The sequence below is a fragment of the Arthrobacter echini genome (genome assembly GCF_004803505.1).
Lineage (GTDB): Bacteria > Actinomycetota > Actinomycetes > Actinomycetales > Micrococcaceae > Arthrobacter_D > Arthrobacter_D echini.
Genome location: NZ_SSWH01000002.1, coordinates 329516 through 354349 on the forward strand (window position 1 = coordinate 329516; position 24834 = coordinate 354349).

Annotated in this window: 26 protein-coding genes and 1 pseudogene; 17 read left to right on the plus strand and 10 right to left on the minus strand. The window is 67.6% G+C overall.

What is annotated here, in order from left to right:
• Positions 1-49: 49 nt before the first annotated feature.
• On the minus strand, positions 50-2080 hold the full coding sequence (locus tag E8P82_RS03915; protein WP_136453173.1) for a putative bifunctional diguanylate cyclase/phosphodiesterase: 2031 nt from the start codon (positions 2078-2080) through the stop codon (positions 50-52).
• Positions 2081-2448: 368 nt separating this feature from the next.
• Here E8P82_RS03915 and E8P82_RS03920 point away from each other — a divergent pair, with 368 nt between their 5' ends.
• The 6 genes from E8P82_RS03920 (at position 2449) to E8P82_RS03945 (ending at position 8088) form a co-directional block, all read left to right on the plus strand.
• Positions 2449-3756: an ABC transporter substrate-binding protein gene (locus tag E8P82_RS03920; RefSeq protein WP_136453174.1), complete on the plus strand. Its 1308-nt coding sequence runs from the start codon at positions 2449-2451 to the stop codon at positions 3754-3756.
• Positions 3756-4721, plus strand: coding sequence for a carbohydrate ABC transporter permease (locus E8P82_RS03925; protein WP_136453175.1), 966 nt, complete (start codon positions 3756-3758; stop codon positions 4719-4721). The genes E8P82_RS03920 and E8P82_RS03925 overlap by 1 nt, the downstream gene beginning before the upstream one ends.
• A gap of 18 nt (positions 4722-4739) precedes the next feature.
• On the plus strand, positions 4740-5657 hold the full coding sequence (locus tag E8P82_RS03930; protein WP_246020931.1) for a carbohydrate ABC transporter permease: 918 nt from the start codon (positions 4740-4742) through the stop codon (positions 5655-5657).
• 386 nt (positions 5658-6043) lie between these two features.
• Positions 6044-6487 (plus strand): hypothetical protein, encoded by a 444-nt coding sequence (locus tag E8P82_RS03935; protein WP_136453176.1) that lies wholly within the window; start codon positions 6044-6046, stop codon positions 6485-6487.
• 75 nt (positions 6488-6562) lie between these two features.
• Positions 6563-7306: a DUF429 domain-containing protein gene (locus tag E8P82_RS03940; protein ID WP_136453177.1), complete on the plus strand. Its 744-nt coding sequence runs from the start codon at positions 6563-6565 to the stop codon at positions 7304-7306.
• Positions 7307-7410: 104 nt separating this feature from the next.
• On the plus strand, positions 7411-8088 hold the full coding sequence (locus E8P82_RS03945) for an NADPH-dependent F420 reductase (protein WP_136453178.1): 678 nt from the start codon (positions 7411-7413) through the stop codon (positions 8086-8088).
• Positions 8089-8116: 28 nt separating this feature from the next.
• Here the strand turns inward: E8P82_RS03945 and E8P82_RS03950 are convergent, their stop codons facing one another.
• Together E8P82_RS03950 and E8P82_RS03955 are read right to left on the minus strand one after the other, a co-directional pair.
• Entirely contained in the window at positions 8117-8599 is a 483-nt protein-coding gene (locus E8P82_RS03950; protein ID WP_342773221.1) for a DnaJ family domain-containing protein, read from the minus strand.
• 261 nt (positions 8600-8860) lie between these two features.
• A complete protein-coding gene (locus tag E8P82_RS03955; RefSeq protein WP_425455987.1) occupies positions 8861-10537 on the minus strand; it encodes a glycoside hydrolase family 13 protein in 1677 nt (558 codons plus the stop codon).
• Between the two features lie 225 nt (positions 10538-10762).
• Here E8P82_RS03955 and E8P82_RS03960 point away from each other — a divergent pair, with 225 nt between their 5' ends.
• Entirely contained in the window at positions 10763-11608 is an 846-nt protein-coding gene (locus E8P82_RS03960; RefSeq protein WP_136453180.1) for an NAD(P)-dependent oxidoreductase, read from the plus strand.
• An 86-nt stretch (positions 11609-11694) separates the two neighbouring features.
• Here the strand turns inward: E8P82_RS03960 and E8P82_RS03965 are convergent, their stop codons facing one another.
• Entirely contained in the window at positions 11695-13179 is a 1485-nt protein-coding gene (locus E8P82_RS03965) for a CoA-acylating methylmalonate-semialdehyde dehydrogenase (protein WP_136453181.1), read from the minus strand.
• 27 nt (positions 13180-13206) lie between these two features.
• Positions 13207-14097 carry a 3-hydroxyisobutyrate dehydrogenase gene (gene mmsB, locus E8P82_RS03970; RefSeq protein WP_136453182.1) on the minus strand — a complete coding sequence of 297 codons (891 nt, stop codon included), beginning with the start codon at positions 14095-14097 and terminating at the stop codon, positions 13207-13209.
• Between the two features lie 124 nt (positions 14098-14221).
• Between mmsB and E8P82_RS03975 the strand changes: the two genes are divergently transcribed.
• Positions 14222-15127, plus strand: a complete 906-nt coding sequence (locus E8P82_RS03975) for a LysR family transcriptional regulator (protein ID WP_136453183.1) — start codon at positions 14222-14224, stop codon at positions 15125-15127.
• 105 nt (positions 15128-15232) lie between these two features.
• Here E8P82_RS03975 and E8P82_RS03980 read toward each other — a convergent pair whose 3' ends face one another.
• The gene (locus E8P82_RS03980; protein WP_136453184.1) at positions 15233-16615 is read right to left on the minus strand and encodes an MFS transporter; all 1383 of its coding nucleotides are present in this window, start codon (positions 16613-16615) and stop codon (positions 15233-15235) included.
• Positions 16616-16799: 184 nt separating this feature from the next.
• A complete protein-coding gene (locus E8P82_RS03985) occupies positions 16800-17672 on the minus strand; it encodes an RCC1 domain-containing protein (protein WP_136453185.1) in 873 nt (290 codons plus the stop codon).
• Positions 17673-17690: 18 nt separating this feature from the next.
• Between E8P82_RS03985 and E8P82_RS15490 the strand changes: the two are divergent.
• The 8 genes and pseudogenes from E8P82_RS15490 to E8P82_RS04015 form a co-directional block, all read left to right on the plus strand.
• A pseudogene (locus tag E8P82_RS15490) lies at positions 17691-17951 on the plus strand (NAD-dependent epimerase/dehydratase family protein); the annotation flags it as partial.
• 40 nt (positions 17952-17991) lie between these two features.
• Positions 17992-18126: a hypothetical protein gene (locus E8P82_RS15390; RefSeq protein ID WP_281275767.1), complete on the plus strand. Its 135-nt coding sequence runs from the start codon at positions 17992-17994 to the stop codon at positions 18124-18126.
• A gap of 24 nt (positions 18127-18150) precedes the next feature.
• On the plus strand, positions 18151-18339 hold the full coding sequence (locus E8P82_RS03990) for a hypothetical protein (protein WP_136453186.1): 189 nt from the start codon (positions 18151-18153) through the stop codon (positions 18337-18339).
• A gap of 88 nt (positions 18340-18427) precedes the next feature.
• Positions 18428-18787, plus strand: coding sequence for a TA system antitoxin ParD family protein (locus E8P82_RS03995; RefSeq protein WP_136453187.1), 360 nt, complete (start codon positions 18428-18430; stop codon positions 18785-18787).
• Positions 18787-19353 carry an ATPase gene (locus E8P82_RS04000; protein WP_136453188.1) on the plus strand — a complete coding sequence of 189 codons (567 nt, stop codon included), beginning with the start codon at positions 18787-18789 and terminating at the stop codon, positions 19351-19353. The genes E8P82_RS03995 and E8P82_RS04000 overlap by 1 nt, the downstream gene beginning before the upstream one ends.
• Before the next feature lie 122 nt (positions 19354-19475).
• Positions 19476-20528 carry an acyl-CoA dehydrogenase family protein gene (locus E8P82_RS04005; RefSeq protein ID WP_136453189.1) on the plus strand — a complete coding sequence of 351 codons (1053 nt, stop codon included), beginning with the start codon at positions 19476-19478 and terminating at the stop codon, positions 20526-20528.
• Positions 20522-21889 carry a PIG-L family deacetylase gene (locus tag E8P82_RS04010; protein ID WP_136453190.1) on the plus strand — a complete coding sequence of 456 codons (1368 nt, stop codon included), beginning with the start codon at positions 20522-20524 and terminating at the stop codon, positions 21887-21889. The genes E8P82_RS04005 and E8P82_RS04010 overlap by 7 nt, the downstream gene beginning before the upstream one ends.
• Complete coding sequence (locus E8P82_RS04015) at positions 21886-22572, plus strand: glycosyltransferase family 2 protein (protein ID WP_136453191.1); 687 nt, start codon at positions 21886-21888, stop codon at positions 22570-22572. Before E8P82_RS04010 ends, E8P82_RS04015 begins: the two co-directional genes overlap by 4 nt.
• A gap of 1 nt (position 22573) precedes the next feature.
• Here E8P82_RS04015 and E8P82_RS04020 read toward each other — a convergent pair whose 3' ends face one another.
• The 3 genes from E8P82_RS04020 to E8P82_RS04030 are packed head-to-tail and all read right to left on the minus strand — an operon-like array spanning position 22574 to position 24264.
• The gene (locus tag E8P82_RS04020) at positions 22574-23326 is read right to left on the minus strand and encodes a hypothetical protein (RefSeq protein ID WP_246020932.1); all 753 of its coding nucleotides are present in this window, start codon (positions 23324-23326) and stop codon (positions 22574-22576) included.
• Positions 23323-23847, minus strand: coding sequence for a DUF421 domain-containing protein (locus E8P82_RS04025; protein ID WP_136453192.1), 525 nt, complete (start codon positions 23845-23847; stop codon positions 23323-23325). The genes E8P82_RS04020 and E8P82_RS04025 overlap by 4 nt, the downstream gene beginning before the upstream one ends.
• 3 nt (positions 23848-23850) lie before the next feature.
• Positions 23851-24264: a four-helix bundle copper-binding protein gene (locus E8P82_RS04030; protein ID WP_136453193.1), complete on the minus strand. Its 414-nt coding sequence runs from the start codon at positions 24262-24264 to the stop codon at positions 23851-23853.
• 198 nt (positions 24265-24462) lie between these two features.
• Between E8P82_RS04030 and E8P82_RS04035 the strand changes: the two genes are divergently transcribed.
• Positions 24463-24723 carry a GlsB/YeaQ/YmgE family stress response membrane protein gene (locus tag E8P82_RS04035; RefSeq protein WP_136453194.1) on the plus strand — a complete coding sequence of 87 codons (261 nt, stop codon included), beginning with the start codon at positions 24463-24465 and terminating at the stop codon, positions 24721-24723.
• The last annotated feature ends 111 nt before the right edge of the window (positions 24724-24834 follow it).

Sequence of the window (24834 nt, forward strand, 5' to 3'; positions counted from 1 at the left end):
GACCCGACGTCCGAGGAATGTGCCTTTACGGACGTCGGTCACCTGCACGTCACGGGGAACCGCTCTGCCCTGTCATCCTTGTGTCGGAGGGTGCGGCGCTGCACACCTGCTGCACGAACCAGTCGACCATGAGCCTGCCCGCGCTCAGATGCACCGCACGCCCGTCGTGCTGCTGTGCATGCCAGCGCTCGACGCCGGCCGGCGAGCCCATTGCGGAGAGGAAGTGGCTGAGCGGACACGCCTGCAGAGCACGAGCGTGCGGTGAACCCAACCGAGCGAACTGCCAGTGGTACGCCAGCGCCCCGAGGTGGGTCCGAAACCGGTCGGGGCTGAGTGATTCGTTGAACCGCGACGCGAAGGCCGGGACCTCGTCGCCCGGCAGTGGTGGGCTGAAGTAGTAGCCCTGGCCGAGGGCTGCGCCGAGGATGGTGACGGCTTCGGCCACACCTCGCTCCTCGATGCCCTCGATCACCACCGTCTTCCCGACGTCGCGTCCCAACTGGATCAGCGCGGCGATCATGCTCAGCACATCGGTGGGTCGCGAGTGGATCCCGGCGAGCAGCTCCTGATCCAGCTTGATGGAGTTGAAGGGCAGGGACGAGAGCCGGTTGAGGCTGCTGTACCCGGCGCCGAGGTCGTCCATGGCCAAGCCGATCCCCAGCCGGACAATCTTCAGCAGGACCTCCCGCTGCACCTCGGAATCGAGATTCCCGGATTCGAGCAGTTCGAGGGTCAGTCGCTGCGGCTCCACCCCGTGATGCGCGAGGCGTTCGCTCAGGAATCCGAGCAGCCCCGGGTGCTTGAGGACGGTCGGCGGCAGATTGACGGAGAGCTCGGCCCTCACCCCGGCACTGCTCCACCGGCTGAACTGCTCCAGTGCCTGGTCGAGGACGAGCCGGAAAAGGCGTACCAGGTCGGTCTCGTCGAAGTGCGGCAGGAACTCCGCGGGAGCCATGAGGTGCTCCCCGGGCAGGTCGAGCCGGGCGAGGGCCTCGAAGAGATGCACGGTGCCTTCACGCAGATTGACGACCGGTTGCAGGTGCACCACCACACCGGTGTCGAGCGCCCGACGGCACGCCCGGCCGAAAGCCTCGGGCGGCTCCTGGACCGTGTCGTACCCGGACCTGGTGCCGCTCACCTCATCAGCTGCACCGGCGCCGATCTCCCACCACTGCGTGCGGTCCGCCTTGCGTTGTTTCACCGCGTAGAGTGCCTCGTCCGCGGCCCTGAGGACGCCGGCGGCGTCGGACCTGCCGTCCTCGACGAGCGCCACTCCCATGCTCATACTGATCAGGACGGCCTCGCCGTCGATCATGAAGGGCGAGCCGACGACGTCGGTCAGCGGCTCGAGGAGGCGCTTCAGCTCCCGCTTCGGGTCCGCCCGCGGGATGTCGTGGAGGATGAGGGCGAACTCGTCCCCGCCCATCCGGCCGAGGAAGTCCTCGTCCCGGAGCCTGCCCTGGAATCGCGAAGCCCACTCCCGCAACAGCAGGTCACCCGCTGCGTGCCCGTACGTGTTGTTCACGGCACGGAAGTCGTCGAGATCGATGACCCCGACAGCCGCCACAGTCCCGGCAGAGCAACCCGCCCTCACGACCTGCCCCACACGCTGGTCCGTCCCGACGCGGTTCGGCAGGCCTGTCACCTGGTCATGCAGTGCCTGGAAGCGCAACTGCTCGAGCAGCGCCATCCTCGTATTGATGTCCCGCTGCGTACTGACGAAATGTGTGAGCTGGCCGTCCTCCGAGTACAGCGGAGTGATCCGCAACGCATTCCAGAAGGCGGAGCCGTCCTTGCGGTAGTTGAGGATCTCCCCCTCGAAGGCGTTGCCGGACGCCAGCGCGTCCCTCATGGCCGCCGTCGTCTCCGGATCCGTCCCCGGTCCCTGGAGCATCCTGCAGTTGGTACCCAGGACCTCCTCGCGGGAGTATCCGGTGATGGAGACGAAGGACTCCGAGACGTAGAGCACCCGCTGCTGTGCGTCCGTGATCAGGGAGATCTCCGAGGTCGCCTTCAGCGCCCTGATGAACAGCTCTCCGGGCACACCGCTACCGCCCCGTGGCCAGTCGGCCCGCTGCATGTGCTGCCTCCTCGTCCGAGCCGTGCACCGCAGCGGCCTCGAGGTCGGCGATGACACTCTCCTGACATGGATGGTAGTCCTCCATCGGCGCCAGCGGACGGCCGGACCGCTCTTGCGCTCCGTCCCTCCCACTGCAGCACCCCGGACGGGGGGAACGACAGCTCGTACCCATCATCCGTACCCGAAGAGCGGGAACGAGCGGACTGCTTCCGTCCCTCCCAGCCCGGCAACCCCAACAGTGGGAGCACGTGCGACACGGTCAGCACGATTCCGACTCCCGCCCGAGATCTGCCGGCGTCGAAAATCGTCCTCCTGGAGGGGTCCGGGCTGTTGTACGTTGTGATCAACCTCACCCGAAAGGCATGAAAATGACTATTTCCAGACGGCAGATCCTCGGCGGAGCCGGCCTTCTCGCTGCAACTGCCGCGCTGAACGGGTGTGCGGGATTCTCGGGCGGCGGCAACAATGACGGCGGCGATGGCGGGGAGAACACCCTGAGCTTCACCACCTGGGGCAGCCCGGCGGAGGAAGAAGGATTCCGTCGGGGCATCGAGGCGTTCGAAGCAGCCAATTCAGGTGTCCGCGTCGAGCTCGATCTCGTGCCCTACGAGCAGATCTTCACGAACATCGATGCACAGCTGCAGGCCAATACAGCTCCCGATCTGTTCCGTGTCGACTACGGCACCATCGGCGCCTACAGCAGCCAGGATCAGCTGCTCGATCTCAGCAGCTACTTCGATGCCGCCGCGGGCGAGGAGTTCCTCCCCGCGATGTGGCAGGCCATCCAGTTCGACGGCAAGCCCTTCGGTGTGCCCCACCAGACCGACACCTCGGCCATCGTCTACCGCACGGACCTCCTCGGGGACGCCGGGATCACCGACATTCCCGACAGCCTCGACTCCGCCTGGACGTGGGACGAGTTCCGGGCGGTCGCGGAGCAGCTGCGGGCCTCGCTGCCCGATGAGCTCTACCCCTTCGTCTACAACTGGCAGCTCGGTGGCTCCCCTCGGTGGCTGAGCTGGCTCTTCCAGGCCGGCGGCAGACTGTTCAACGAGGATCTCTCGGGGTCGGCCATCGAGTCCGACGCCGGGACGAAAGCTCTCGCATTCACGCAGGCATTCTTCACGGACGATCTCGTGCCCCCGAACAGCTCGGTCAAGTCCTCGACCTATGCGGACGACGCCTTCTCCGCAGGCACCACTGCGATGGCGTTCGTGGGCAACTTCGTGCTCCCGAGTCTCGACGCCGACATCACCGACTTCGAGTGGAGCGCGACCTATCTGCCGCAGGACGAACGCGGCGCCTCCGACCTCGGCGGGAACGCTCTCGTGGCCACCAAGAACGCCCGTAACCCGGAGCTCGCGGCAGAATTCCTCCGGTTCATGACCCAACCGGAGCAGATGTCCGACTTCTGCGCGCGGGCCATGGAACTGCCCACACTGAAGAGCCTGGTCGGCACGGATCTCGACTACCAGACGCGCCCGGACATCGCCGGCATCTTCGTGGACCAGGCCACCACGCTTCAGCCCTCCGACGTCGAGCAGCTCACCTCCCCTGCGATGGCGAGCATCAATCCCGCACTCAGCGATCAGCTCGAGGCCGCCTTCACCCAGGGTCAGCCCGTGGAGGAGACCCTGGCCAACATCGCCGCCGCGGTCGACCAGGCAACCGGCTGATGGCTGCAGACACCTCGACCCGCGAGGAGACCGCCAGGGATGTGACACCGTCGCTACCGGCCACCACCTATACCACCAGGGCGGGACGGACCTCCCGGACTGGTCGGTCCACGCTCGCTTCCTACGGGTTCCTCGGCCCCAATCTGATCCTGCTGGGAGTCTTTCTCTTCCTGCCGCTCGGGTGGGCGCTGTTGATCAGCTTCCAGGAGTCGAGTGGATTCGGCGCCACCGGCTGGGTGGGTCTCGACAACTACCAGCGGCTGGTCAGCGATCCGACCTTCTGGCAGTCGTCCCTCAACACCGCCGTCTTCACTCTCATCACGGTCCCGCTGAGTCTTGCCCTCGGCCTCGGTCTCGCGGTCCTCATGAACTCCGTTCTGCCCGGCCGCAAGCTGTTCCGCACGCTCATCTACCTGCCGATGGTCATCTCGGGTGTGGCAACCGCACTCATGGGTGTCCTGCTGTTCGACGAATCCACCGGCATCATCAACAAACTGCTGAGGGAGAGCGGCTTCCCGGGGCTGCCCTGGCAGTCGCAGGGCACAGCTGCCTTCGTCTCGATCATCCTGGTGACGCTGTGGATCCGCGTCGGCTTCAACATGGTGATCTACCTGGCCGGATTGCAGGGCATCTCCCCGGAGCTCTACGAGGCCGCGAAGCTCGACGGCGCGACATCATGGCAGCAGTTCCGGTTCCTCACCGTGCCCCTCGTGGGCCCGTCCACGTTCTTCCTGCTGATCATGGACGTGATCTATTCCTTCCAGGTCTTCGACACCATCTTCGTGATGACGGCCGGAGGTCCCGGTCGGTCGACCTCCGTCCTCGTGACCTACGCCTATGAGAACGGATTCGTCACGCGGGACCAGAGCTATGCCGCAGCGATCGGCATCGTCATCTTCCTGATCACGCTGATCTTCACCGCGATCCAGTGGCGCGGCAATCGTTCCCGCGACACTGCCGGATAGCACCAGGACAGGATTCCCATGGCTCCCTCGCATTCCGTCGACGCTCCCGATATGTCGATCCCGACCGCCGACGACGGTACTCCTGACGCTTTCGTCGAGCGTGAACGGCAGGTCCCTCGCGCCCAGCGCGTGTCCGCCGTCGTCCGCCTCGTCGTGGCGATCGTCGTCGGGCTCATCATGATGTTCCCGCTGTACTGGATGGTCACGCTCGCCTTCTCGCCGAGAACCGACGTCTTCAGCAGGGACCTCTATCTCTGGCCCTCCGAATGGACCCTCGAGAACTTCCGCACCATCTTCGACGGTTTCCCGACTCTCACCTGGTTCGGCAACTCCGTGATCATCACGGTGATCGTCACCTTCTTGACGGTCCTGGTGAACCTGCTGGCCGGATACGCGTTCGCGAAGCTGGATTTCAGGGGTAAGGGTGCCATCTTCCTCCTGGTCCTGAGCACCATGATGATCCCCGTGCAGGTGCTCATGGTGGCCCAGTTCCGCCTCGTCGCCGAACTCGGGATATACGGCACGTTCTGGGCGGTGATCTTCCCGTCCGCGGCGTCCGCATTCGGTATCTTCCTGGCGCGTCAGTTCATGATCGCCATCCCCGACGAACTGATCGAGGCGGCGAAGGTGGACGGTGCGGGCACCATCCGGATCTTCCTGCAGATCGTCCTTCCGCTGTGCAAGCCGCTCATCGCGGTGCTCGTGCTCCTGACGGTGATGTACCAGTGGAACGACTTCGCGTGGCCGCTGATCGCGTTGAAGGACAGCGAACTCTTCACGCTGCCCATCGGTCTGCTGTATCTGCGGGGCCAGTACGGTGCCGACTACGGGGCGATCATGGCGCTGGCGCTCATCTCGATCACGCCGATCATCATCCTGTTCCTCGCCTTCCAGAAGTACTTCGTGCAGGGCCTTGCCCGGAGCGGTATCAGGTAGGCCCGCTCGTCGTCGCGCTGATCGCCGCACCAGTGCAGGGCGCGCACGCTCTCCATCCCACGCGAACACCCCGGGCAGTGGGAACGACCGAAGCGCCGCAGCGAAGCACCCCGTCCATCCCACGCGAACGGCCCGGGCAGTGGGAACGAGCAACCATTCCCACTCCTCGGCTCCATGCAGTGGGAACGACCGAAGCGCCGCAGCGAAGCACCCCGTCCATCCCACGCGAACGGCCCGGGCAGTGGGACGGACCGGAGCGCACCGCCAGCCGTAGCACTCGCTCGCAGGTACCCGACGTTCCGCGACGCCCCAGATGGAGCCCACGACGTCGCCGCGCTTCGCTAGGGTTGTGCCGTTGTCCCACGACCTGCCCCTCGAGGAGTTCCATGCGTCGCCTTCCGTTCTGCGGCCTGGTTGCCGGGGCCTGTGCCCTGGTGCTCGGCCTGAGCGGCTGCGCGGGAGGACCGGTGATCGACGTCCTGGACGAGGAGCAGACGGATCAGGACGTCCTGACCATCCAGACCGACCTGGACGGCATCGACCTCGCGAGTACGCGATTCCTGGCCGAGCGCGACGGCGTGGAATACTTCGCAGCCCGGCCGGAGGCCGACAGCGGAGCAGCAGGGAGCGTTTGCCTGCTCGTGCAGGAGGGAATCGGTGTGGGGCTCGAGTGCGGACCCCTCGAAGCCGGCACGGCAGGTCCGACCATCCGCGACAGCCGGGTCACCGCAGTCCTTCTCCCGGACCAGATCGACCGGAACGATCTGGCGGACCAGGGCTTCGAACTGCTGCATCCCAATCTGGCGATCCGCCCTGCGGACGCCGAATAGGGCTGCCCCTGCCGGCAAGCTGCTACCGAGCACAAGCTTCAATGACCAGGGCTGCACCGATGCCTATAATCGGGGGTGCTCACAGCCGGAGTGGACCTCGCCGCCGAATCGACGGGAACTGCCCTCGCCGTGCTGGACTGGTCGGGAGCCGAAGTGAACGCGCAGGTCCACCTCGGTACGTCCGACGCCGAAATTGCCGCCACTGCCCCGAAGGTCGCCACACTGGGCATCGACTGCGCGTTCGGCTGGCCCGACGACTTCGTCGCGTTCATCACACGCCACGCCCGCGGTGACCGCGTCGACAGCACGGTCGACGCGGGCATGGCGTGGCGCCGCAGGCTCGCCTACCGTGCCACCGATCGCGCCACCCGCGACATCACCGGCCGCTGGCCCCTGAGCGTGGCCACCGATCGGCTCGGGCTGACCGCCATGCACTGCGCCGTCCTGCTCGACGCCGTCTCGGACGCCCTCGGCGCACCGGTGGACCGCTCCGGTGCCGGCACCGCCGTCGAGGTGTATCCCTCCGCGACCCTTCGCGGCTGGCAGTTCGACACCCGTGGATACAAGAACGACGCCGACGTGCGCCGGACACTCGTCGCGCGACTTCTCGAACGTGCCCCCTGGCTCGCTCTCGATGAGGAGACGCTGGCGCTCGTCGTGGCCTCCGACGACGCGTTCGATGCTGTCGTCGCCGCGCTCGCTGCCCGGGCGCATGCCCTCGGTCTGAGCCATCCTGTCCCCCACGGGTATCACGAGCAGGCACGCCGTGAAGGATGGATCGCGCTACCCGTGGGACCGTTGGAGGATCTTGCTCCCTGACCGTGCCGTTCAGAAACGCAACCCGGGACTCGGGTATGACGTCGGCTCATCCACTCTGTCGGGCGTCCATGGAATAACGACGATCCGACGCGGTTGTGCAGGACATGAGTGAAAACACGACACACACTACGCGCAGCACCATCGGTTTCATCGGCAGCGGCAACATCGGCTCGCAGCTAGCCCGCCTCTCCGTCGCACGGGACTACCGGGTGATCATGAGCAATTCCCGCGGGCCCGAGACGCTGCAGGACCTCGTCGAGGAGCTCGGTGACAAGGCCCGCGCGGGGACCACGGAGGACGCCGCGACAAACGGTGACATCGTCGTGGTCACCATCCCGCTCAAGAACATCGACTCCGTTCCGGTGCAGCCGCTGGCCGGGAAACTGGTCATCGACACCTGCAACTACTACCCGCAGCGCGACGGCCAGATCCCGGAGCTCGACGACGAGAGCACGACGACGAGCGAGCTGGTGCAGAAGCACCTGCCGGGTTCCTCCGTGGTGAAGGTGTTCAACAACATCCAGTTCTCCCAGCTGACCACGGACGGCACACCCGCCGGCACGCCCGGGCGCCGGGCCCTGCCGATCGCCGGCGATGACTCCGACGCCAAGCAGGCCGTCGTCGAACTGCTCGACGAGTTCGGCTTCGACGCCGTCGACGCGGGACCACTCGCCGAGGGCTGGCGTTTCCAGCGTGACACGGCCGCCTATGGAGCAGTACTCGACGCCGAGGGAATGCGCGAAGCGCTCGCGGCGGCCGAGCGCTATGCGGAGATGAGCTGAGCCGTGAGCTGAGGCCGGGCCGCAGCGGTTAGCTGCGCCGGCGCAGCACGCGCCGTAACAGGCGGAACCTCGGCGGGGCCGGGGGCATAGCGTCCGCGGCACGTCGGCGCGCTGCCTCCCGGCGCTGCCGCCAGTCCTCCACCTCTGCGTCGACGTCACGCAGCTTGGTGATCACGGGAGGTCCACCGAGGAGCTGCCGGCGTGCGTCGATCACCCGGTAATTGAAGTCCTCGAGGATCGCGCGCACCTGCGCCTCGGTGTACTGCCGGTCGAGCCGGCCCTCGAGTTCGGCGTCCTCGGCACGGAGCAGGTAAGCCTTGGGACCGAGGCCGGTGATGTTCTCCCGCTGGATCAGGCCCTTGACCCACCAATCGGGATCGTGTGCCTCTCCCAGTCCCGGTATCGGTTTGCCCGCCAGGGCCAGCGTGTCGAAATCCCCCCGGGCCACGGCACGGTCCACGATCAGCCGGGCGCGCTCGGCGCCGTCCTCGCCCGGACGCAAGGGTGCCATCTCACCCTCGGCCGGGCGTTCATCGTTCTGGCGTTGCAGCTCGGCCAGCACATCGGCCGCATCTGTCGCACCATCCCGCGCCGCACGGTATTGTGCTGCCTTCCGCAATCTTTCCTGTTGCTCCCCTGACCTGCTGATGGTGCTCGCCTCCGCATCGCTCGTGCCGATGCGTCAAGTATTCCGATCTCCCCGAACGGCATGCAACCGATTCCCCTGCCGGAGAACGCAGTCAGCGAACGACGTGATCTGCGGGAATGCTCACTACCGGAGCCACACCGTGGTGTCGGTGGGCAGCTTGCGGTCCTGGAGCGGTGAACTGCTCAGGAGCACAGTCCCCTCGGGCAGCTGCACCGGCGCCGGCCCGAAATTGGTGACGCTGTGCCATCCTCCGGGTCGCGTGAAGTGCAGGACGTCAGCGGACGGCTCGTCGATCCACTCCAGGGTCTCCTCGCCCTGCAGCGCACGACGCAGTTCGAGCGCCCGGCGGTAGAAGCTGAGCGTGGAGGACGGGTCATCCTCCTGCACCTGGACGGCGTACTCACCGAACCAGGCGGGCTGCGGCAGATGCGCTCCGTCGTCGCCGAAGCCGAAGGACCCGCCGTCGGCGGTCCACGGCAGCGGCACGCGGCAGCCGTCGCGGCCCACCTCCACGCCGGGGTTCCGGAAGAAGGCGGGGTCCTGCCGCGCGTCGTCGGGGATGTCGGCGACCTCGTGCAGTCCGAGCTCCTCGCCCTGGTATAGATAGGCCGAGCCCGGCAGCGCGAGCATCAGCTGCGTGGCCGCGCGGGCCCTGCGCTCGCCGACCTCACGGTCCAGTACCGACTCGTCCCCACCTCCGAGCAACCACGCCGACCCGTCCTGGGCTGCACCGTTCGCATCGTCCGCCCCGGGCAGGCCGTAGCGTGTCGCGTGGCGGACGACGTCGTGATTGGAGAACACCCAGGTCGACGACGCACCGGAGTTCGCGGCCTCACGGAGATTCGCGGTGATGATGTCGCGGAACTGATCGGCGTTCCAGGCGGCACGCAGGAGGTCGAAGTTGAAGGCCTGCCCGAGTCCTTCGGGACTGGCGTAGCGGGCTCGGCGGTCGGCGTGGACCCACGCCTCCGCCACGGCGGTGCGCGGTGGCGTGTACTCGTCGAACACGGAGCGCCATTCCGCGAATACCTCGTGGACCTCGTCGCGGTCCCAGAAGGGGTGGGCACCCTCGGCGTTCTCCCCCTCGGTGTGGAGCTCGTTCCTGGAGGGCAGCGGCTCCGACATGTCCTTCGTCAGTGCGTGGGCCACATCCACCCGGAAACCGTCGACGCCGCGGTCGGACCAGAAGCGCAGGGTCCGCAGGAAGTCGTCGCGGATCTCGCGGTTGTCCCAGTTCAGATCCGGCTGCTCCCTGGCGAAGAGATGCAGGTACCACTGGCCGTCCCGGGTCTGCTCCCAGGCAGACCCGCCGAAGACCGATTCCCAGTCCGACGGCGGCTCCGCGCCGCCCGGGCCCGTGCCGTCGCGGAAGATGTATCGCTCGCGAGCCGCCGAGCCCCTCGGTGCTGCCAGGGCTTCCTGGAACCACGCATGACGGTTCGACGTGTGATTCGGGACGATGTCGACGATGCACTTGATGCCCGCTCCATGCAGCGCGCCGACCATCTCGTCGAAGTCCTCGAGGGTACCCAGGCGTGGATCGACGTCGCGGTAGTCGTCGACGTCGTACCCGCCGTCCGCGAGCGCGGACGGGTAGAAGGGGCTCAGCCAGACGGCGTCCACACCGAGCGCCTTCAGATACGGGATCCGCGAGGTGACACCCCTGAGGTCGCCGATGCCGTCACCGTCGGAGTCGGCGAAACTCCGCGGATAGATCTGGTAGACGGCCGCCTGGCGCCACCAATCAGGATCCTGCATCCGGGCTGCGCTGGGGTCTGCAACGGTATCGGACGGACCAATGGAGGGCACGAGGCGGTTCCTCTCGGGAGACGTGTGGGTTACGACCGTGCTGAGAGCCTTCTGCACTGCGCCGACTCTCTTCTTTACGGGAGGGAGCAGAGCGATGTCAATGCACGGTAGTGCGGAGTGCGCCTTCTGACCGGTGGGCTCCGGTATGGAGACGCCTGAGGTCACGAGCTAGCCTAGGAATTGTGCTGTGAAGATCCCGACCATCCTGGAGGACCCATGAAGATCGCACTGCTCGGCGTCGGACGTATGGGGTACGAACTCGGTTCACACCTGCTCTCCGCAGGACACGAGGTGACGGCATGGAACAGGACGGCCGACGCCGTGAAGCCGTTGCGCGAGGCCGGTGCAACGCAGGCGGAGTCCCCCGAGGACGCCGTTCGTGGCGCCGAGGTGGTCATGAGCGTGCTCTTCGGCCCGGACACCGTCAGGGACGTGGTCCTCTCGGGTCTGGAGATCCCCTCGGAGGCGGTGTGGCTGGACGTCACCACGGTCTCACCCGCGGATGCCCGGGACTTCGCCGACCAGGCAGCAGCCAACGGGATCCGCTACGTCCACGGACCCGTCATCGGCAGTCTCGCCCCGGCCCGCGCCGGTGAGCTGGGTGTTCTGCTCGGCGGCGCTGCAGGGGACCTCGACGTCGTCGAACCCCTGGCCGCGCTGTGGGCCGACGAGAAGCGGCTGCGCCGCGTGGAGACGCCCGCCGATGCAGCGACGGGGAAGCTGCTGGCGAATCTCGCGCTGGGCGTCACGCTGCAGGGCGTGGTCGAGGCACTGCGGCTCGGGAAGGCCAACGGGCTCGACGCCGCCGCCGTGATGGAACAACTCCAGGGAACGGCGCTGTCGGTGATGGTGGACATGAAGGGCGACGTGATCACCGGTGGCACGTTCGGGGACACCCAGTTCTCGGCAGATCTGCTCGCGAAGGACCTCCGGCTCATGCTGCGGTCCACCGAGGATCCGTTGCCTGCGGTGACCGCCGTCCTGGAATCCCTGACGACGGCACAGCGCGACGGCGATGGCGGCGACGACATGTCCGTCATCGCCGAGCCCGAAGTGGACTGACCCGGAACCACGGCGATCACGACGAGTCCGGGCGTGACGACGAGCGTCGTCCGGGGACCGCCGTGCAGCTGCCCCCGGACGCACCGTCAGTCGACCTGCGGGAAGCCGAGGTCGATCTTCGAGGTCGACGGATCGGGCCACCTGGTAGTCACGATCTTGCCGCGCGTGTAGAACTTGATGCTCTCCGGCCCGTACATGTGCGTGTCACCGAAGAGTGAGTCCTTCCAGCCGCCGAACGAGTAGGTACCCACAGGTACGGGGATCGGCACGTTGACCCCGATCATCCCGGCCTCGGCCTCGAACTCGAACTGGCGAGCCGCACCGCCGTCGCGCGTGAAGATCGCAGCGCCGTTGCCGTAGGGGTTCTCGTTGACCATCCGCACGGCGTCCGCGTAGGTCTCCACCCGCGCCACGGAGAGTACGGGGCCGAAGATCTCGTCGTCGTACACCTTCATGCCCGGTGCCACGTTGTCCACGAGGGAGACGCCGATGAAGAAGCCGTCGGAGTCGAACTGCTGTTCGGTGCCGTCCACCACCACGGTGGCTCCCTCCGCGGCGGCGTTCTTCACATAGGACGCCACGCGATCGCGGTGCTCGGCGGAGATGAGCGGACCCATCTCGGAGCTCGCGTCCGTTCCGGCACCGATCTGCAGGGAGCCCATCCGCGACCTGATGGCGTCCACGAGGTCGTCGGCGATGTCACCGACCGCGACGACGACGCTGACCGCCATGCACCGCTCCCCGGCGGAGCCGTAGGCGGCGGAGATCGCGGCGTCGGCGGCCATCTCGAGATCCGCGTCGGGCAGCACCACCATGTGGTTCTTCGCCCCACCGAGAGCCTGTACGCGCTTGCCGCTGGCCGCAGCCCTCGAGTAGATGCTCCTCGCGATCGGCGTGGAGCCCACGAAGCTCACGGCCTTGACGTCAGGATGATCGAGGATGTGCTCCACGGCCTCCTTGTCCCCCTGGACCACGTTCAGGACGCCGTCGGGCAGTCCCGCCTCGGAGAAGATCTCGGCGATGAACAGGGACGACGACGGATCCTTCTCGCTCGGCTTGAGCAGCACGGTGTTGCCGCAGGCGATGGCGCTGCCGATCATCCACAGCGGCACCATGGCGGGGAAGTTGAACGGCGTGATGCACGCGACCACACCCACGGGCTGCCGAATGGAGTGGACGTCGACGCCGGTGGACGCCTGTTCCGTCCGCTCACCCTTGAGCATGTGGGACAGACCCGTGGCGAACTCGATGTTCTCGAGCCCGCGGGAGATCTCGCCCTCGGCGTCGGAGAGCACCTTGCCGTGCTCGCTCGTCAGGATCGCCGCGAGCTCGGACTTCCGCTCCATGAGGAGCTGGCGGACCCTGTAGAAGACGGCGGACCGCTTGGCGAGACTGGCCGAGCGCCAGGCCGGGAGCGCCTGCGCTGCTGCCGCCACGGCCTCGTCCACCCGTGCCGGCGACGCGAAGGCCACCTCTTTCTCCTGCTCGCCGGTCGCCGGGTTGTAGACCGGACCGTAACGCTCGGCGTCGTAGATGCGTTTGCCGTCGATGAAATGGGGAATCTGCTGCATGGTGGTCCTTTCGGGGAGAAACGGGTGCTAGAGGGAACCGTCGACGAGCTTGATGATCATGGAGCAGTCCTTGCCGCCCTGATCGTCGTCGAGGAGTCGCTGGAAGAGTTGCTGGACATGCTCGCCGATCTCGAGCGGAGTGTTGGTGTCGCGCGCCGCGGCAATGGCGAGGCCGATGTCCTTGTTCGCCAGTTCCGCGGTGAAGGTCGGCGCGAAATCGTTGTTCGACGCCGCCGTGTCCACGACGCCGGGGACCGGGTACCAGGTGCGCAGCGCCCAGCTGTCTCCTGAGGACACCGAGGCGATGTCCCAGAACACCTGCTTGTCGAGGCCCAGCCTGTCCGCCAGTACAGCGCCCTCGGCCGTAGCGGCGAGATTGATGAACAGCATCAGGTTGTTGCAGATCTTTGCTGCCTGGCCCGTCGTGGCACCGCCCGTCGGAATGATGTTCTTCGCCATGGGCTCGATCAGCGCCGTGGCATCCTTCACCGCGCCCTCCTCGCCGCCGATCATGAAGGTCAGGGTGCCGGCCTTCGCGCCGCTGATACCGCCCGAGACCGGTGCGTCGACGAACCGGAAGCCCTTGTCCGCAGCCGCTTCATGGAGAGCGGCTGCCGATTCGATGTCGATGGTGGAGGAATCGACCAGCAGCGTGGTGGTTGCTGCGTGCGCGAGGACGCCGTCGTCCCCGAGATAGACGGCCCTGGCGTGCTCACCCTTGGGCAGCATGGTGAACACCGCGTCGACGCCGTTGACGGCATCGGCGATCGAGGAGACCCCGATCAGTCCCCCGGCCTCTGCTGCCGACACCGCCGCGGGATCGACGTCGAAGCCCCGCACCGTATGCCCTGCCGCGACGAGATTCGCGGTCATGGGACCGCCCATGTTCCCGAGTCCGATCCAACCGATTGTGGCCATGGCCAAGCTCCTTTGCTCGTGGATATGTCGCCAGTCCAACCTTCTCCCGCTGCTAGAGTGCGATCAAGGGAACAATTCGAAGACACGGTGCGCATTAATGCACAGCAGGTCCCAGGAGGTCCTGATGGTCGATTTCAGACGTCTGCCCAGCCCCGACGATCTCCTGATCCTCCTCACGGTTGCCCGACTCGGCAGGTTCAACGCCGTCGCCGAGGCGCTCGGCACCACGCACACCACCATCTCGCGCCGCATCCTCGCACTGGACAAGCAGCTCGGCGGACGGACCCTGGAGCGGACGCCGCAGGGCTGGGAACTGACGGCGCTGGGTGTGGATGCCGTTGCGGCGGCGGAGGCGATCGAGCTCAGTCTCGGTGAGCTGGACGGGCGCCTGTCGAACAGCGATGCCCTGACCGGACTGCTGCGGATCAGCGCCCCGGACGGCTTCGGAGCCCGCTTCGTCATGCCCGCCCTGGTGCAGATCCAGCGGGAGAACCCGAGGCTCGACGTCGAGTTGCTCAGCGGTACCCGCAAGGCCAGCCAGAACCGCTCCGGCGTGGATCTGGAGATCGTGGTGGGCCGCATCGAGTCCGTCAATGCCGAGCCGATCTTCCTCACCAACTACTTCCTGCGCCTCTACGCCAGCGCTGCGTACGCGGATCGGCGGGGTCTGCCCGGGCGCCTCGAGGATATCCGCCACCACAGCTTCGTCTCCTACGTCGAGTCCGCCCTGCAGGTCCAGGAGCTCGGTCACCGCTCATCGCAGCTGCCCATGCCCATCACGTCCTTCCAGGCCACGAGCATCTTCGCGCAGGTGGACGCCGTCCATGCCGGTGCGGGGATCGGCCTGCTGCCGAGCTTCATGGTCCCTGCCTCGAGCGGTCTGGTCCCGGTGCTCCGGGATGACTTCCACCGCCAGCTGCCCATCTGGGCCATCGCCCGTCCGGAATCGCTGCGCTCCACCGCGGTACAGGGTGTCGTTGCCGCCATCCGGCAGCAGATCACGGACCGGGCGGGCGAGCTGAGCGCCTGACGAAGCCCCGGCTCGCACGCCCGGAGTGCCGCAGGGACAGGGGCGACGACGGCGCTGACCTGCCGCCGCCGTCGCCCTCTCGTCGCGGGTGTGGTGTGGACGCCCCTACTTCTTCCTGCCGGCGAGGATGTCAGCAGTACCGCGGGCGTCGGCCTCGTCGACGTCGAGCAGGGAGATGCCCCGGGTCTCGCGGAGCGCGAGCACGGCGACGATCGTCACGCAGCACGCGACCAGCAGATAGATCGCCACCGGCGTCGAGGACCCGTAGTCCCGCAGGAGCGCGGTGGCGATGATCGGGGCGAGCGATCCGGCCACGATCGAGGTGACCTGGTACCCGAGGGAGACACCCGAGTAGCGCATGCGGGTGGGGAACATCTCGGCCATGATGGCGGGTTGCCCCGCGTACATCAGCGCATGGAACATCAGGCCGATGCTCACCGCCAGCAGGATGATCAGATCGTTGCCCGTGTCCATCATGGGGAAGGCGAAGAATCCCCAGGTGGCGCCGAGGACGGCCCCGGCGAGGTAGACCGGCTTGCGGCCGAGCCTGTCCGAGAAGCGCCCCACGATCGGCACGGCGCAGAAGTGCAGGGCGTGGGCCACGAGCAGCAGCAGCAGGATCCGAGTGCGGTCCTCGCCGACCTCGGTGCTCAGGTACGTGATGCTGAAGGTGACCACGAGGTAGTACAGGATGTTCTCGGCGAAGCGCAGGCCCATGGCGGTGAACACTCCGCGCGGGTAGCGCTTGAAGACCTCGACGACGCCGTAGCCCTTGGCGCCTTCGACGACCTCCTTCTGCGCCTCGAGGAAGATCGGCGCGTCGCTGACCTTGGTGCGGATGTAGTACCCGATGATCACGATCACGGCGGAGAGCCAGAAGGCCACGCGCCAGCCCCAGCCGAGGAAGGCCGCTTCGTCGAGGAGCGCTGACAGGCCGAAGAGGACACCGGTGGCGAGCAGGTTGCCCATGGGGACGGCGGACTGGGGCCAGCTGGCCCAGAAGCCGCGACTCCTGTTGGGGCTGTGCTCGGCGACCAGCAGAACGGCGCCGCCCCACTCACCGCCGACGGCAAAACCCTGGATGAAGCGCAGCACCACGAGCAGGCTCGGCGCCCAGTAGCCCACCAGATCGAAGGTGGGCAGGCATCCCATGAGGAATGTGGAGGCACCGACGAGGATGATGCTGACCTGCAGCAATTGCTTGCGTCCGTACTTGTCACCGAAGTGCCCGAAGACGATCCCGCCGATGGGCCGGGCGACGAACCCGACGGCGTAGGTCAGGAAGCCCGCGATGATCGCGTCGAGCTCCGACTCTGCGTTGGGGAAGAAGACACTCGCGAAGACGAGCGTGGCGGCCGCCGCGTAGAGGAAGAATTCGTACCACTCGACGACGGTTCCCGCCATCGACGCCGCGACGACCTTCTTCAACCCTGATTGCTCGACGTCGGGCTCTTCCCGCCGCGCCGTTGGGTGCTGCGCTGAACTCATCCTGGCATCTCCTTCGATGTCGTCGATGTCTCCGGAAGTGTGGTCCGGCGTCCGCCCGCCATGCCTGGTGTGTGACCGAGCGCACATCGGGATGATGTCGAGTATGGCGTCAGCGTGCCGTGCGATCAACGCTCATTACCGCAGAGCGAGTGTGCGTTTACGCACTACGGTGAACCTTCCGGGGTCACAGGATGCTACCGACCTGCGGTGGCTCGACGCGCCACGCGTCGACGTCGCACTGTCCGTCCTCGTTGCTGCCGGCAGCCAGGACGGATCCGTCGACGCGGACCCCGAGCGTGTGGGTGGATCCGGCGGCGACGGCGACGACGTCGCGCCAGGACGAGACGTCGCACTGCCCCCGACTGTTGTCACCTGCGGCGAGCACCCGGCCGCCCGCGGCGACCGCGACCGTGTGATGGCTCCCGGCCGCGATGGCAACGACGTCGCGCCAAGCGCTTGCGGCCCGCCCGCTCGCCACGCGGGCTCCGGCCACGAGCACGCGCCCGTCCTGTGTGAGGGCGACAGTGTGCAGAGCGCCGGCGTCGATCGCCCGGAGACCGCGCCAGTCTGCTACCTCGCATTGCCCGTGACGATTGTTTCCCACCGCCATGGCGGTGCCGTCCGCGCGGAGTCCCACCGAATGCCAGTCGCCCGCCGCGACCGCTACCAGATCTGTCCACGTGCCGACGTCGCAGGCTCCCTCGGCTCGTCGGCCTGCCGCTCGTGCTGTGCCGTCCTCCAGGACCGCGAGGGTCCTCCGCCACCCGGCGGCGACGCCGACGACATTTCTCCAGCCGTCGACGTCGCACTGGCCGTCGTTGTTCCAGCCGCCCGCCACGACGGTTCCGTCTGCGCGGAGACCCACGGTGTGCGAGCGGCCCGTGTTCGGCGCGGTGTGCACGTTCCCGGCGGCCACAGCGACGATGCCGCTCCAGTCGTCGAGGCGGCACTCCTGTGCTGCCGGATCGCCCGCGGTCAGCACCGCGCCATCCGGTGCCACACCGACGGAGTGGCGTCGGCCGGCAGCGACGACAGCGCCGATCCGGTTGGGGGTCATCTGCGAATTATCCCAGGAATGGTGCAGTACCGGTTGGATTCTGGAAGTCTTCCGGTCACGAGGATCCTTGTGCTCGGGGGAACGGCGTGGCTCGGCCACGCGATCGCAACACGAGCTGTGGCAGCAGGCCATGAGGTCACCTGTCTGGCCCGCGGGGACGCGGTGCCGGCGGGGGTCACGCTCATCCGTGCTGATCGGAACGACGACGCAGCTCTGACTCCCGTCGCCACCGGGCTCTGGGACGCGGTCGTCGACGTCGCCCGGGAGCCTGTGCACGTCCGGCGGGCCGTGCGGGATCTTCAACGCCGTCGGAGACCCTGTGCCCTTTCGGGAGTACCTCAGGACCGTCCGCTCCGTGGCCGGGCACGAGGGCCCCGTGGTCAGCGTGCCCGAGCAGTGGTTGCTGGAGCAGGGCGTGCAGCAGTGGTCCGGTCAACGGTCCCTGCCCCTGTGACTGGTCGACCGCAGCTGGTACGGCATGAACGCCCGCTCCAACCGGCGAGCCGTGGCGGCAGGACTGGCCCTGCGTCCCCTGCGGGAGACGCTCACCGACATCCTGGAGCAGGAACCGGCCCTGACGTCGACGGGCACACGCAGCGCGGGTCTTACGGACCAGGAGGAACTGACTCTGCTCGAGACACTCCGCACCGAAGCCTTGTCCTTCTGACTGCTGCCCCTGGCGTTCCTCGGGATCCGTGTGGAATGGCCTCACCAGTTGCCGAGAAAGCAATGTAGCACGGTGCTACCATCAAGTCATGGCCAGAACCACACCACCGACCCGACTACCCGCGGACGTCTACGAGTCCGCCGTCGCCGCGGCAGGTGTCACCTCCCGCACAGTGCCACAGCAAATTGCGCACTGGGCGCGCATCGGCCGTGAGTTGGAGATGTCGCCGCGGGTGAACCACCGCGAGATCATTCGGGTCCTTGCAGGCACGGGCTCCTACGACACGCTCGGCGAGCAGGAGCAGGCCATCGTCCGCGAGGAGTGGACTGCTCGCCAGTCGACGCTGCGGGGCACGCTGAACTACGCGGACGAGTTCACAGCCAATGGCGAGTCCTACTCGGAGATCGACGAGAACGGCAACGTCGTGGTGTATCCGGCCCGCAGCTGATGCCACTGCTGCATCTCCTCGTCGGACCCGATGGGGCCGGGAAGTCCAGCTACGTTCGCGATGTCGTCGAGCCGGTGACGCATCTGCCCGTCATCAACGCCGACGAGATCGCCGCGTCGCTATGGCCCGGCGCCCAGGTCGAGCACGCGTACGAGGCCGCGCAGATCGCCGAGACCCAGCGTCGCGAGAAACTCGCCGCACAGGAGTCATTCATCTCCGAGACGGTGTTCTCGCACCCGAGCAAGGTCGATCTCGTCTCCGACGCCGTGGCAGCCGGCTATCTCGTGCACCTGCACGTCATCATGGTGCCCGTCGAGCTGACCGTGCAGCGCGTCCTCGATCGCGTGCGACGCGGTGGCCATGAGGTGCCTGAGCAGAAGATTCGCGACCGCTACGAGCGGCTGTGGGATCACGTCAGCCTCGCGATTCGGATCGCCGACATGACCGAGGTGTTCGACAACAGCAATGCTCGGACGCCGTTCCGCCTGTGCACGACGTATCGGCACGGGGCAGTGATCGGCTCTCCGCACTGGCCCGTCTGGACCCCGGACGTGATGCGAGGGTGACCAGGACCGTGTGCCGCGGAACGGGCGCTGCGGTCGATCGAAACGGTGCGCCAACGCGTCGGGAACCACCAGTAGACTGCGAGCATGCTGGCCGTTGATGCTCCGACCGTCGAGACGCTCCCGTGACGCTGCAGGGGGAGAAGCTCGACCGGGAAGGATCCCTGCAGGCCCTGACGGATCGCGCCGAAGCAGCCCGGAGTTCCATATCTGATGCGCTCGCCCTGGCAGCCGACCTCGGACCCGTGGCGCCCCTGCCCGGGTCCGGCAGAACCGCCGATGCCTGGCGGCTCCTGACCACCCTTGCCGCAGTCGATCTCTCCGTGGCCCGGGCCGTCGAACCGCACCTGGACGCCCTCGCGATCCTCGCCCAGGCCGGACTCGCCGACCGGATCGAGGACGACGGCACGCACACCGGGACCTGGGGTGTCTTCGCCGCGGAAGGGCCGGGCGTCGCCGTCGTCGCATCGCCCGGTCCGGACGGCTGGCGACTGACCGGCACGAAGCCCTGGTGCTCCCTCGCCGATCACCTCCACCGCGCGATCGTCACGGCGCACGTGGGCGACGGCGAGCGCCGCGCCTTCGCCGTCGACCTCCGTTCCGACGCAGTCACCATCGATCCGCCCGATGCCTGGGTGAGCCGTGGCCTGCCATCCATCACGAGCTGCTCCGTCCACTTCGACGCTGCCACGGCGATCCCCGTGGGTGGGACGAACTGGTACCTGCACCGGGACGGATTCGCCTGGGGAGGCATCGGCGTGGCGGCGTGCTGGTTCGGTGGGGCCCTCGGTGTCGCCCGGACGATGCTCACCTCAGCCGGACGCCGCGCGCCCGACCAGATAGGGCTCCTGCACCTGGGCCGGGTCGATGCCGCACTCCACGAGGCCCGAACGGTTCTGGCAGAGGCAGCCGACGCCGTCGACTCCGGCCGGGCCTCCGGACAGGACGGCGCACTGCTCGCTGCCCGGGTGCGCTCCACGGTCTTCCGCTGCGCCGAACTCGTGCTCGAGGCCGCCGCCCACGGGCTCGGACCCGCACCGCTCGCCTTCGACGAGGCCCACGCCGCACGGGTGGCCGATCTGACCCTGTACCTGCGCCAGCACCATGCGGAGCGGGACGATGCCGCGCTCGGGGGCAGAGTCCTCGCCCGCGCCGCCGAGGGGGACGTGGAATGGTGAGCTTCACGCACGACGACGAGAGCACGCCCGAGACCCACTGGAGAGCCTGGGAGCAGGACCGCCCAGGAAAGGACCTCCAGATCGAGGAACTCTTCGACGGACGCCTGCCCGCCCGGTTCCTCCTGCTCGCGGCCCACCCTGACGACGAGACGCTGGGAGCGGGAGGCCTGCTCGCCCGGCTGGCACGCGAGGGCGTCCGGTGCGACGTCGTCGTCCTCACCGACGGCGAGGCCTCCCACCCGTCCTCCCCCACCTACTCCCCGGCACAGCTGGCCGGGCTGAGGCGCACCGAAGTGGCCAACGCCGTCCAGGTCCTGGCGCCGGCAGCGGCGCTCACCTTCGAGGGCCTGCCCGATGGCGGAGTCACCGAGGAGGACGTCGCGGCGGTCCTCCGCCGGCTGCTGCTCCAGGGCGAGGCGCCCCGGACGCTGGTCGCCGCGCCCTGGCGCCATGACGGCCACACCGACCACGACGCCGTCGGGCGCGCGGCGGCAGAGGTGTGCAGGGAGCACCAGAGCCCCCTACTCGAGTACCCGATCTGGCTCTGGCACTGGGGCGCCGCCGAGGAGCAGGCGGACCAGCTCGCGGAATTGCACCTGCTCCAGCTCGGCACGGATGACCACACACGGAAGACCTCCGCCCTCGCCTCCCACGTCTCGCAGGTGACGCCGCTGTCCGCGGCTCCCGGCGACGAGGTGTTGCTGTCGGCGGACTTCCTGGCGCACTTCGACCGCAACTACGAGGCCTTCTTCGTCTCGGAGGGATCCTCGACCTTCGAGCGGCTCCATCAGGACAAGGCGGACCCGTGGGAGGTGGCGGAGCGCTTCTACGAGCAGCGCAAGCGCGCTCTCACCATCGCGAGCCTCCCCAGGGACCGCTTCTGCCGCACGCTGGAGATCGGCTGCTCCGTGGGGTCACTGACGAAGGAACTCGCGGCCGTCTCGGACAACGTACTGGCCCTCGACACCAGCGAGACCGCCGTCCGCCGGACCGCGGAGGTGCTCAGCACCAACGACGCCGCGGAGGCCAGACTCGCCACGGTGCCCCGGGACTGGCCCCGGGAGGACGGCCCGTTCGATCTCGTGGTGCTTTCCGAGACGGGGTACTTCCTCTCCTCGGACCAGCTCGACGAGGTGATCTCCCTGATCCTGGCCTCCCTGGACGACGACGGCGTACTCGTCCTGTGCCACTGGAACCATCCGATCGAGGGCTGGGAGCTCGACGGCGTCGACGTCCACGAGCGCGTCCGTCAGGTCGGGAGCCTCACCACGCTCGCGCTGCACACGGAGGAGGACTTCCTGCTGGAGGTCTTCGTCCCGCCGCCCGGCGACTCGGTGGCGAGGCGTGAGGGTCTGCTGTGACTCCGGGCCAGCTCGCCGTCGTCGTTCCCGCCCGCGACGAGGAGGAGTGGCTGCCTGCCTGCCTCGCTGCCCTCGACACCGCGCGCAAGCACCTCCTGACCACCGTGCCCGGCATCCCCGTGAGTGTCACCGTAGTACTGGATCGGTGCTCCGACGGCTCGGCGCGTGCGACACGGAGCGTACCGGGCGTGTCGGCGCTGGCAGGGGACTTCGGTTCGGTGGGCGCTGCACGCGACGCCGGGGTCCGCTTCGCCCTGGCACGCTCGCACGCTCTACCGGGCCGCACCTGGCTCGCCAACACCGACGCGGATACGCTCGTTCCCCGGAACTGGCTGGTACGGCAGCACCAGCTCGCGGGCCACTACGATCTCGTGCTCGGCACCGTTCGCCCCACGCTGACGGCCGACAACGCCGAGCGGTGGCGGCTGTGGTCCAGCGCCTACGTGCCCGACGACGGCCACCCCCATGTCCACGGCGCCAATCTCGGGATCAGGGGCAGTACCTACAGGGAACTCGGTGGCTTCGCTCCCCTCGCAGCGGACGAGGACGTCGATCTGGTGCGGCGCGCGAAGATCGGCGGTGTGCGATGGATCGCCTCGGGAGAGCTTCAGGTGACGACGTCGTCGCGCACCGTCGGTCGCGTCGAGGCCGGCTTCTCGACCTATCTGCGCATGCTCGGGTGAGTCAGCAGGCATCCGGGGACCTGCCGGGATCAGCGGTCTGCCGACCGGCTGCGAGCGCATCCGCAGCGACGGGGCCGGGTCGGGCAGGGTCCGCCCCGCGGAGGAAGAATGCCCCGAGCGAGCCTGCGAGGGTGGCGAAGACGGCGACGGAGTAGACCGCCAGCAGGACCTGGAGAATACGTGCGAACGTCGTCGAGGACGTCAGCCCGGCGCCCGTGATCGTCGCCATCGCTGATTCGAAGAGTGAGTCGGCGTAGGAGTCGTACACGCCGGTGGCGTAGAGCAGTTGGCTGGAGGCGAGGATCACCACGGCCGTGACCGCGATGAGCCACCCGATACGGCTCGAGAGCAGGCGTCCTGCCGATCGGGAACCACGCACCCCGGCCGAGATGATGCCGCCGAAACGGGCCAGACGGGCGAAGCGGATGAAGCGAAGCGCCTGCAGGGCGCGGAAGAACCGCAGGAAGGGCACCAGCAGGAAGACCACCTGCCACCAGTTCCTCTTCCAGAAGGCGCCACTGAACCGGGCCACATAGGCCCTGAGCAGGAACTCGGCCACGAAGACGGCCCAGAACACCCAGCCGAGCACTGTGAAGGTGGTCGTCACACCGGGGGACGTCGCCAGCAGTTGTCCGAGGACGACGAAGAGGAAGATGATCCCGAGAATGCCCATCGGCTTGTCGAGCCGGGCGGCGAGAACTTCCGCCTTCCATTCGCCCGACTCCACCGTCGACGTCGTGCCCTCCTCGATCACGACGAAGGGCTGGGATATCCGACGACCCCGCGCAGCGCTGCTGCGCTACCGAGCGAGTTGTTCGGGATGACACTGAGCTTGCCGTTGGTCTCGAGTACGACGGCGCCGACGCTGGACAGATCGCCCGCGCCGGAGACCCTGACGGCCTGGAAGACCTCCGATTCCGTGAGCCTGTTCCGCTGTAGCTCCTCCGTCTGCAACTCTCCGTCGACCACGAGCGCCGTGGGTCGGGCCGTGATCGTCTTCCGCGCCGCGGGCCAGCGAGCGGAGATCCACGCGACGAGGAACTGGAGACCGGCCAGTAGCAGGAGTGCGGCCAGTCCCTCGGTGTAGGAGACGTCAGAACTGAGCAGGATGGTCGCCAGGGTAGAACCGAGGGCCACCGTGATGACGAAGTCGAAGGCGTTCAACTGGCCCAGGGTCCGCTTGCCCGATACCCGCAGGAGGCCGACGAGGGTCACGTAGGAGACTGCACCTACGATCAGGACGCGAAGAATATCGGCCCAGGAGTCGAACCACACAGGCTACTCCTGACCCATCGAGGCCAGAAGTGCTGCACAGGCCCGCTCGCAGCGCCTGCAGGCCTCGGCGCAGATGCGGCAGTGCTCGTGCATCTGCGCATGCTGGTCGCACTCGTCGCCGCAGGCCTTGCACGCAGCCCGGCAGGCCTCGAGGACGGCCCTGCTGACGTCGGAATTGTAACTCGTCTGACGGGAGAGCACGCGGCCGGTGGCATCACAGACGTCCGCGCAATCGAGGTTGGTGCGGATGCAGGCGCGCAGCTCGGCCACCATGTCCTCGGCAAGACAGGCATCGGCGCAGGCCGTGCAGGTCTGGGTGCACTCGAAACAGGCATCGATGCATTCGGCCAGCAGATTGCGATCGAACCCGCTACGCTGCTGCGGGTAGGTATCGAGCATGGCTCCGGCGTTCGTCATGATGATCTCCTCCAGATCGGACGTATCCGTTCGGACACATGATCGACAGTACGCTGAGCACTTCGTGGGCTGCCACTGCCGGCATATACGGCGATCCTCTGTCGTTGACCTGTTCAGCGGCGACTCACAGAGGTGCAGGTACCCCTTCTCGTCCCTCATTCCTCCCGCCCCGGCGGGTTCACCACAAGGAGATCAACCATGATCGGTTTCATCGTCGCCGGACTCATCATCGGCGCGCTCGCACGCCTCATCAAGCCCGGGAAGCAGAACCTCGGCCTCCTCGCCACGCTGCTGCTCGGCCTGGTGGGCTCCATCATCGGCGGCCTGATCGCGAATCTGTTGGGCACCGGTGGCATTTTCGAACTCAACGTCGTCGGATTCATCGTGGCCGTCATCGCGGCGGTCCTGCTGATCGGCGTCGCCGAGGGCATCGCCGGCCGCCGCAAGGTCACCCGGTAAGTCCTACCGGATCACTGCACGAGGGGCGGCTCCCGGTCGCCCCTTTCGCGTACTCGACCGCATGCGGCCCGCGGGGCCTGTCCGATGGCAGGACACCGCACGGCCCGCGGG

Bases quoted from the DNA above. Each gene is read 5' to 3' on its own strand.
- E8P82_RS03915 (WP_136453173.1), bottom strand. From the start codon at position 2,080: ATGCAGCGGGCCGACTGGCCACGGGGCGGTAGCGGTGTGCCCGGAGAG.
- E8P82_RS03920 (WP_136453174.1), top strand. From the start codon at position 2,449: ATGACTATTTCCAGACGGCAGATCCTCGGCGGAGCCGGCCTTCTCGCT.
- E8P82_RS03925 (WP_136453175.1), top strand. From the start codon at position 3,756: ATGGCTGCAGACACCTCGACCCGCGAGGAGACCGCCAGGGATGTGACA.
- E8P82_RS03930 (WP_246020931.1), top strand. From the start codon at position 4,740: ATGGCTCCCTCGCATTCCGTCGACGCTCCCGATATGTCGATCCCGACC.
- E8P82_RS03935 (WP_136453176.1), top strand. From the start codon at position 6,044: ATGCGTCGCCTTCCGTTCTGCGGCCTGGTTGCCGGGGCCTGTGCCCTG.
- E8P82_RS03945 (WP_136453178.1), top strand. From the start codon at position 7,411: ATGAGTGAAAACACGACACACACTACGCGCAGCACCATCGGTTTCATC.
- E8P82_RS03950 (WP_342773221.1), bottom strand. From the start codon at position 8,599: ATGGCACCCTTGCGTCCGGGCGAGGACGGCGCCGAGCGCGCCCGGCTG.
- E8P82_RS03960 (WP_136453180.1), top strand. From the start codon at position 10,763: ATGAAGATCGCACTGCTCGGCGTCGGACGTATGGGGTACGAACTCGGT.
- E8P82_RS03965 (WP_136453181.1), bottom strand. From the start codon at position 13,179: ATGCAGCAGATTCCCCATTTCATCGACGGCAAACGCATCTACGACGCC.
- mmsB (WP_136453182.1), bottom strand. From the start codon at position 14,097: ATGGCCACAATCGGTTGGATCGGACTCGGGAACATGGGCGGTCCCATG.
- E8P82_RS03975 (WP_136453183.1), top strand. From the start codon at position 14,222: ATGGTCGATTTCAGACGTCTGCCCAGCCCCGACGATCTCCTGATCCTC.
- E8P82_RS03980 (WP_136453184.1), bottom strand. From the start codon at position 16,615: ATGAGTTCAGCGCAGCACCCAACGGCGCGGCGGGAAGAGCCCGACGTC.
- E8P82_RS03985 (WP_136453185.1), bottom strand. From the start codon at position 17,672: ATGACCCCCAACCGGATCGGCGCTGTCGTCGCTGCCGGCCGACGCCAC.
- E8P82_RS03990 (WP_136453186.1), top strand. From the start codon at position 18,151: ATGAACGCCCGCTCCAACCGGCGAGCCGTGGCGGCAGGACTGGCCCTG.
- E8P82_RS03995 (WP_136453187.1), top strand. From the start codon at position 18,428: ATGGCCAGAACCACACCACCGACCCGACTACCCGCGGACGTCTACGAG.
- E8P82_RS04000 (WP_136453188.1), top strand. From the start codon at position 18,787: ATGCCACTGCTGCATCTCCTCGTCGGACCCGATGGGGCCGGGAAGTCC.
- E8P82_RS04010 (WP_136453190.1), top strand. From the start codon at position 20,522: ATGGTGAGCTTCACGCACGACGACGAGAGCACGCCCGAGACCCACTGG.
- E8P82_RS04030 (WP_136453193.1), bottom strand. From the start codon at position 24,264: ATGACGAACGCCGGAGCCATGCTCGATACCTACCCGCAGCAGCGTAGC.
- E8P82_RS04035 (WP_136453194.1), top strand. From the start codon at position 24,463: ATGATCGGTTTCATCGTCGCCGGACTCATCATCGGCGCGCTCGCACGC.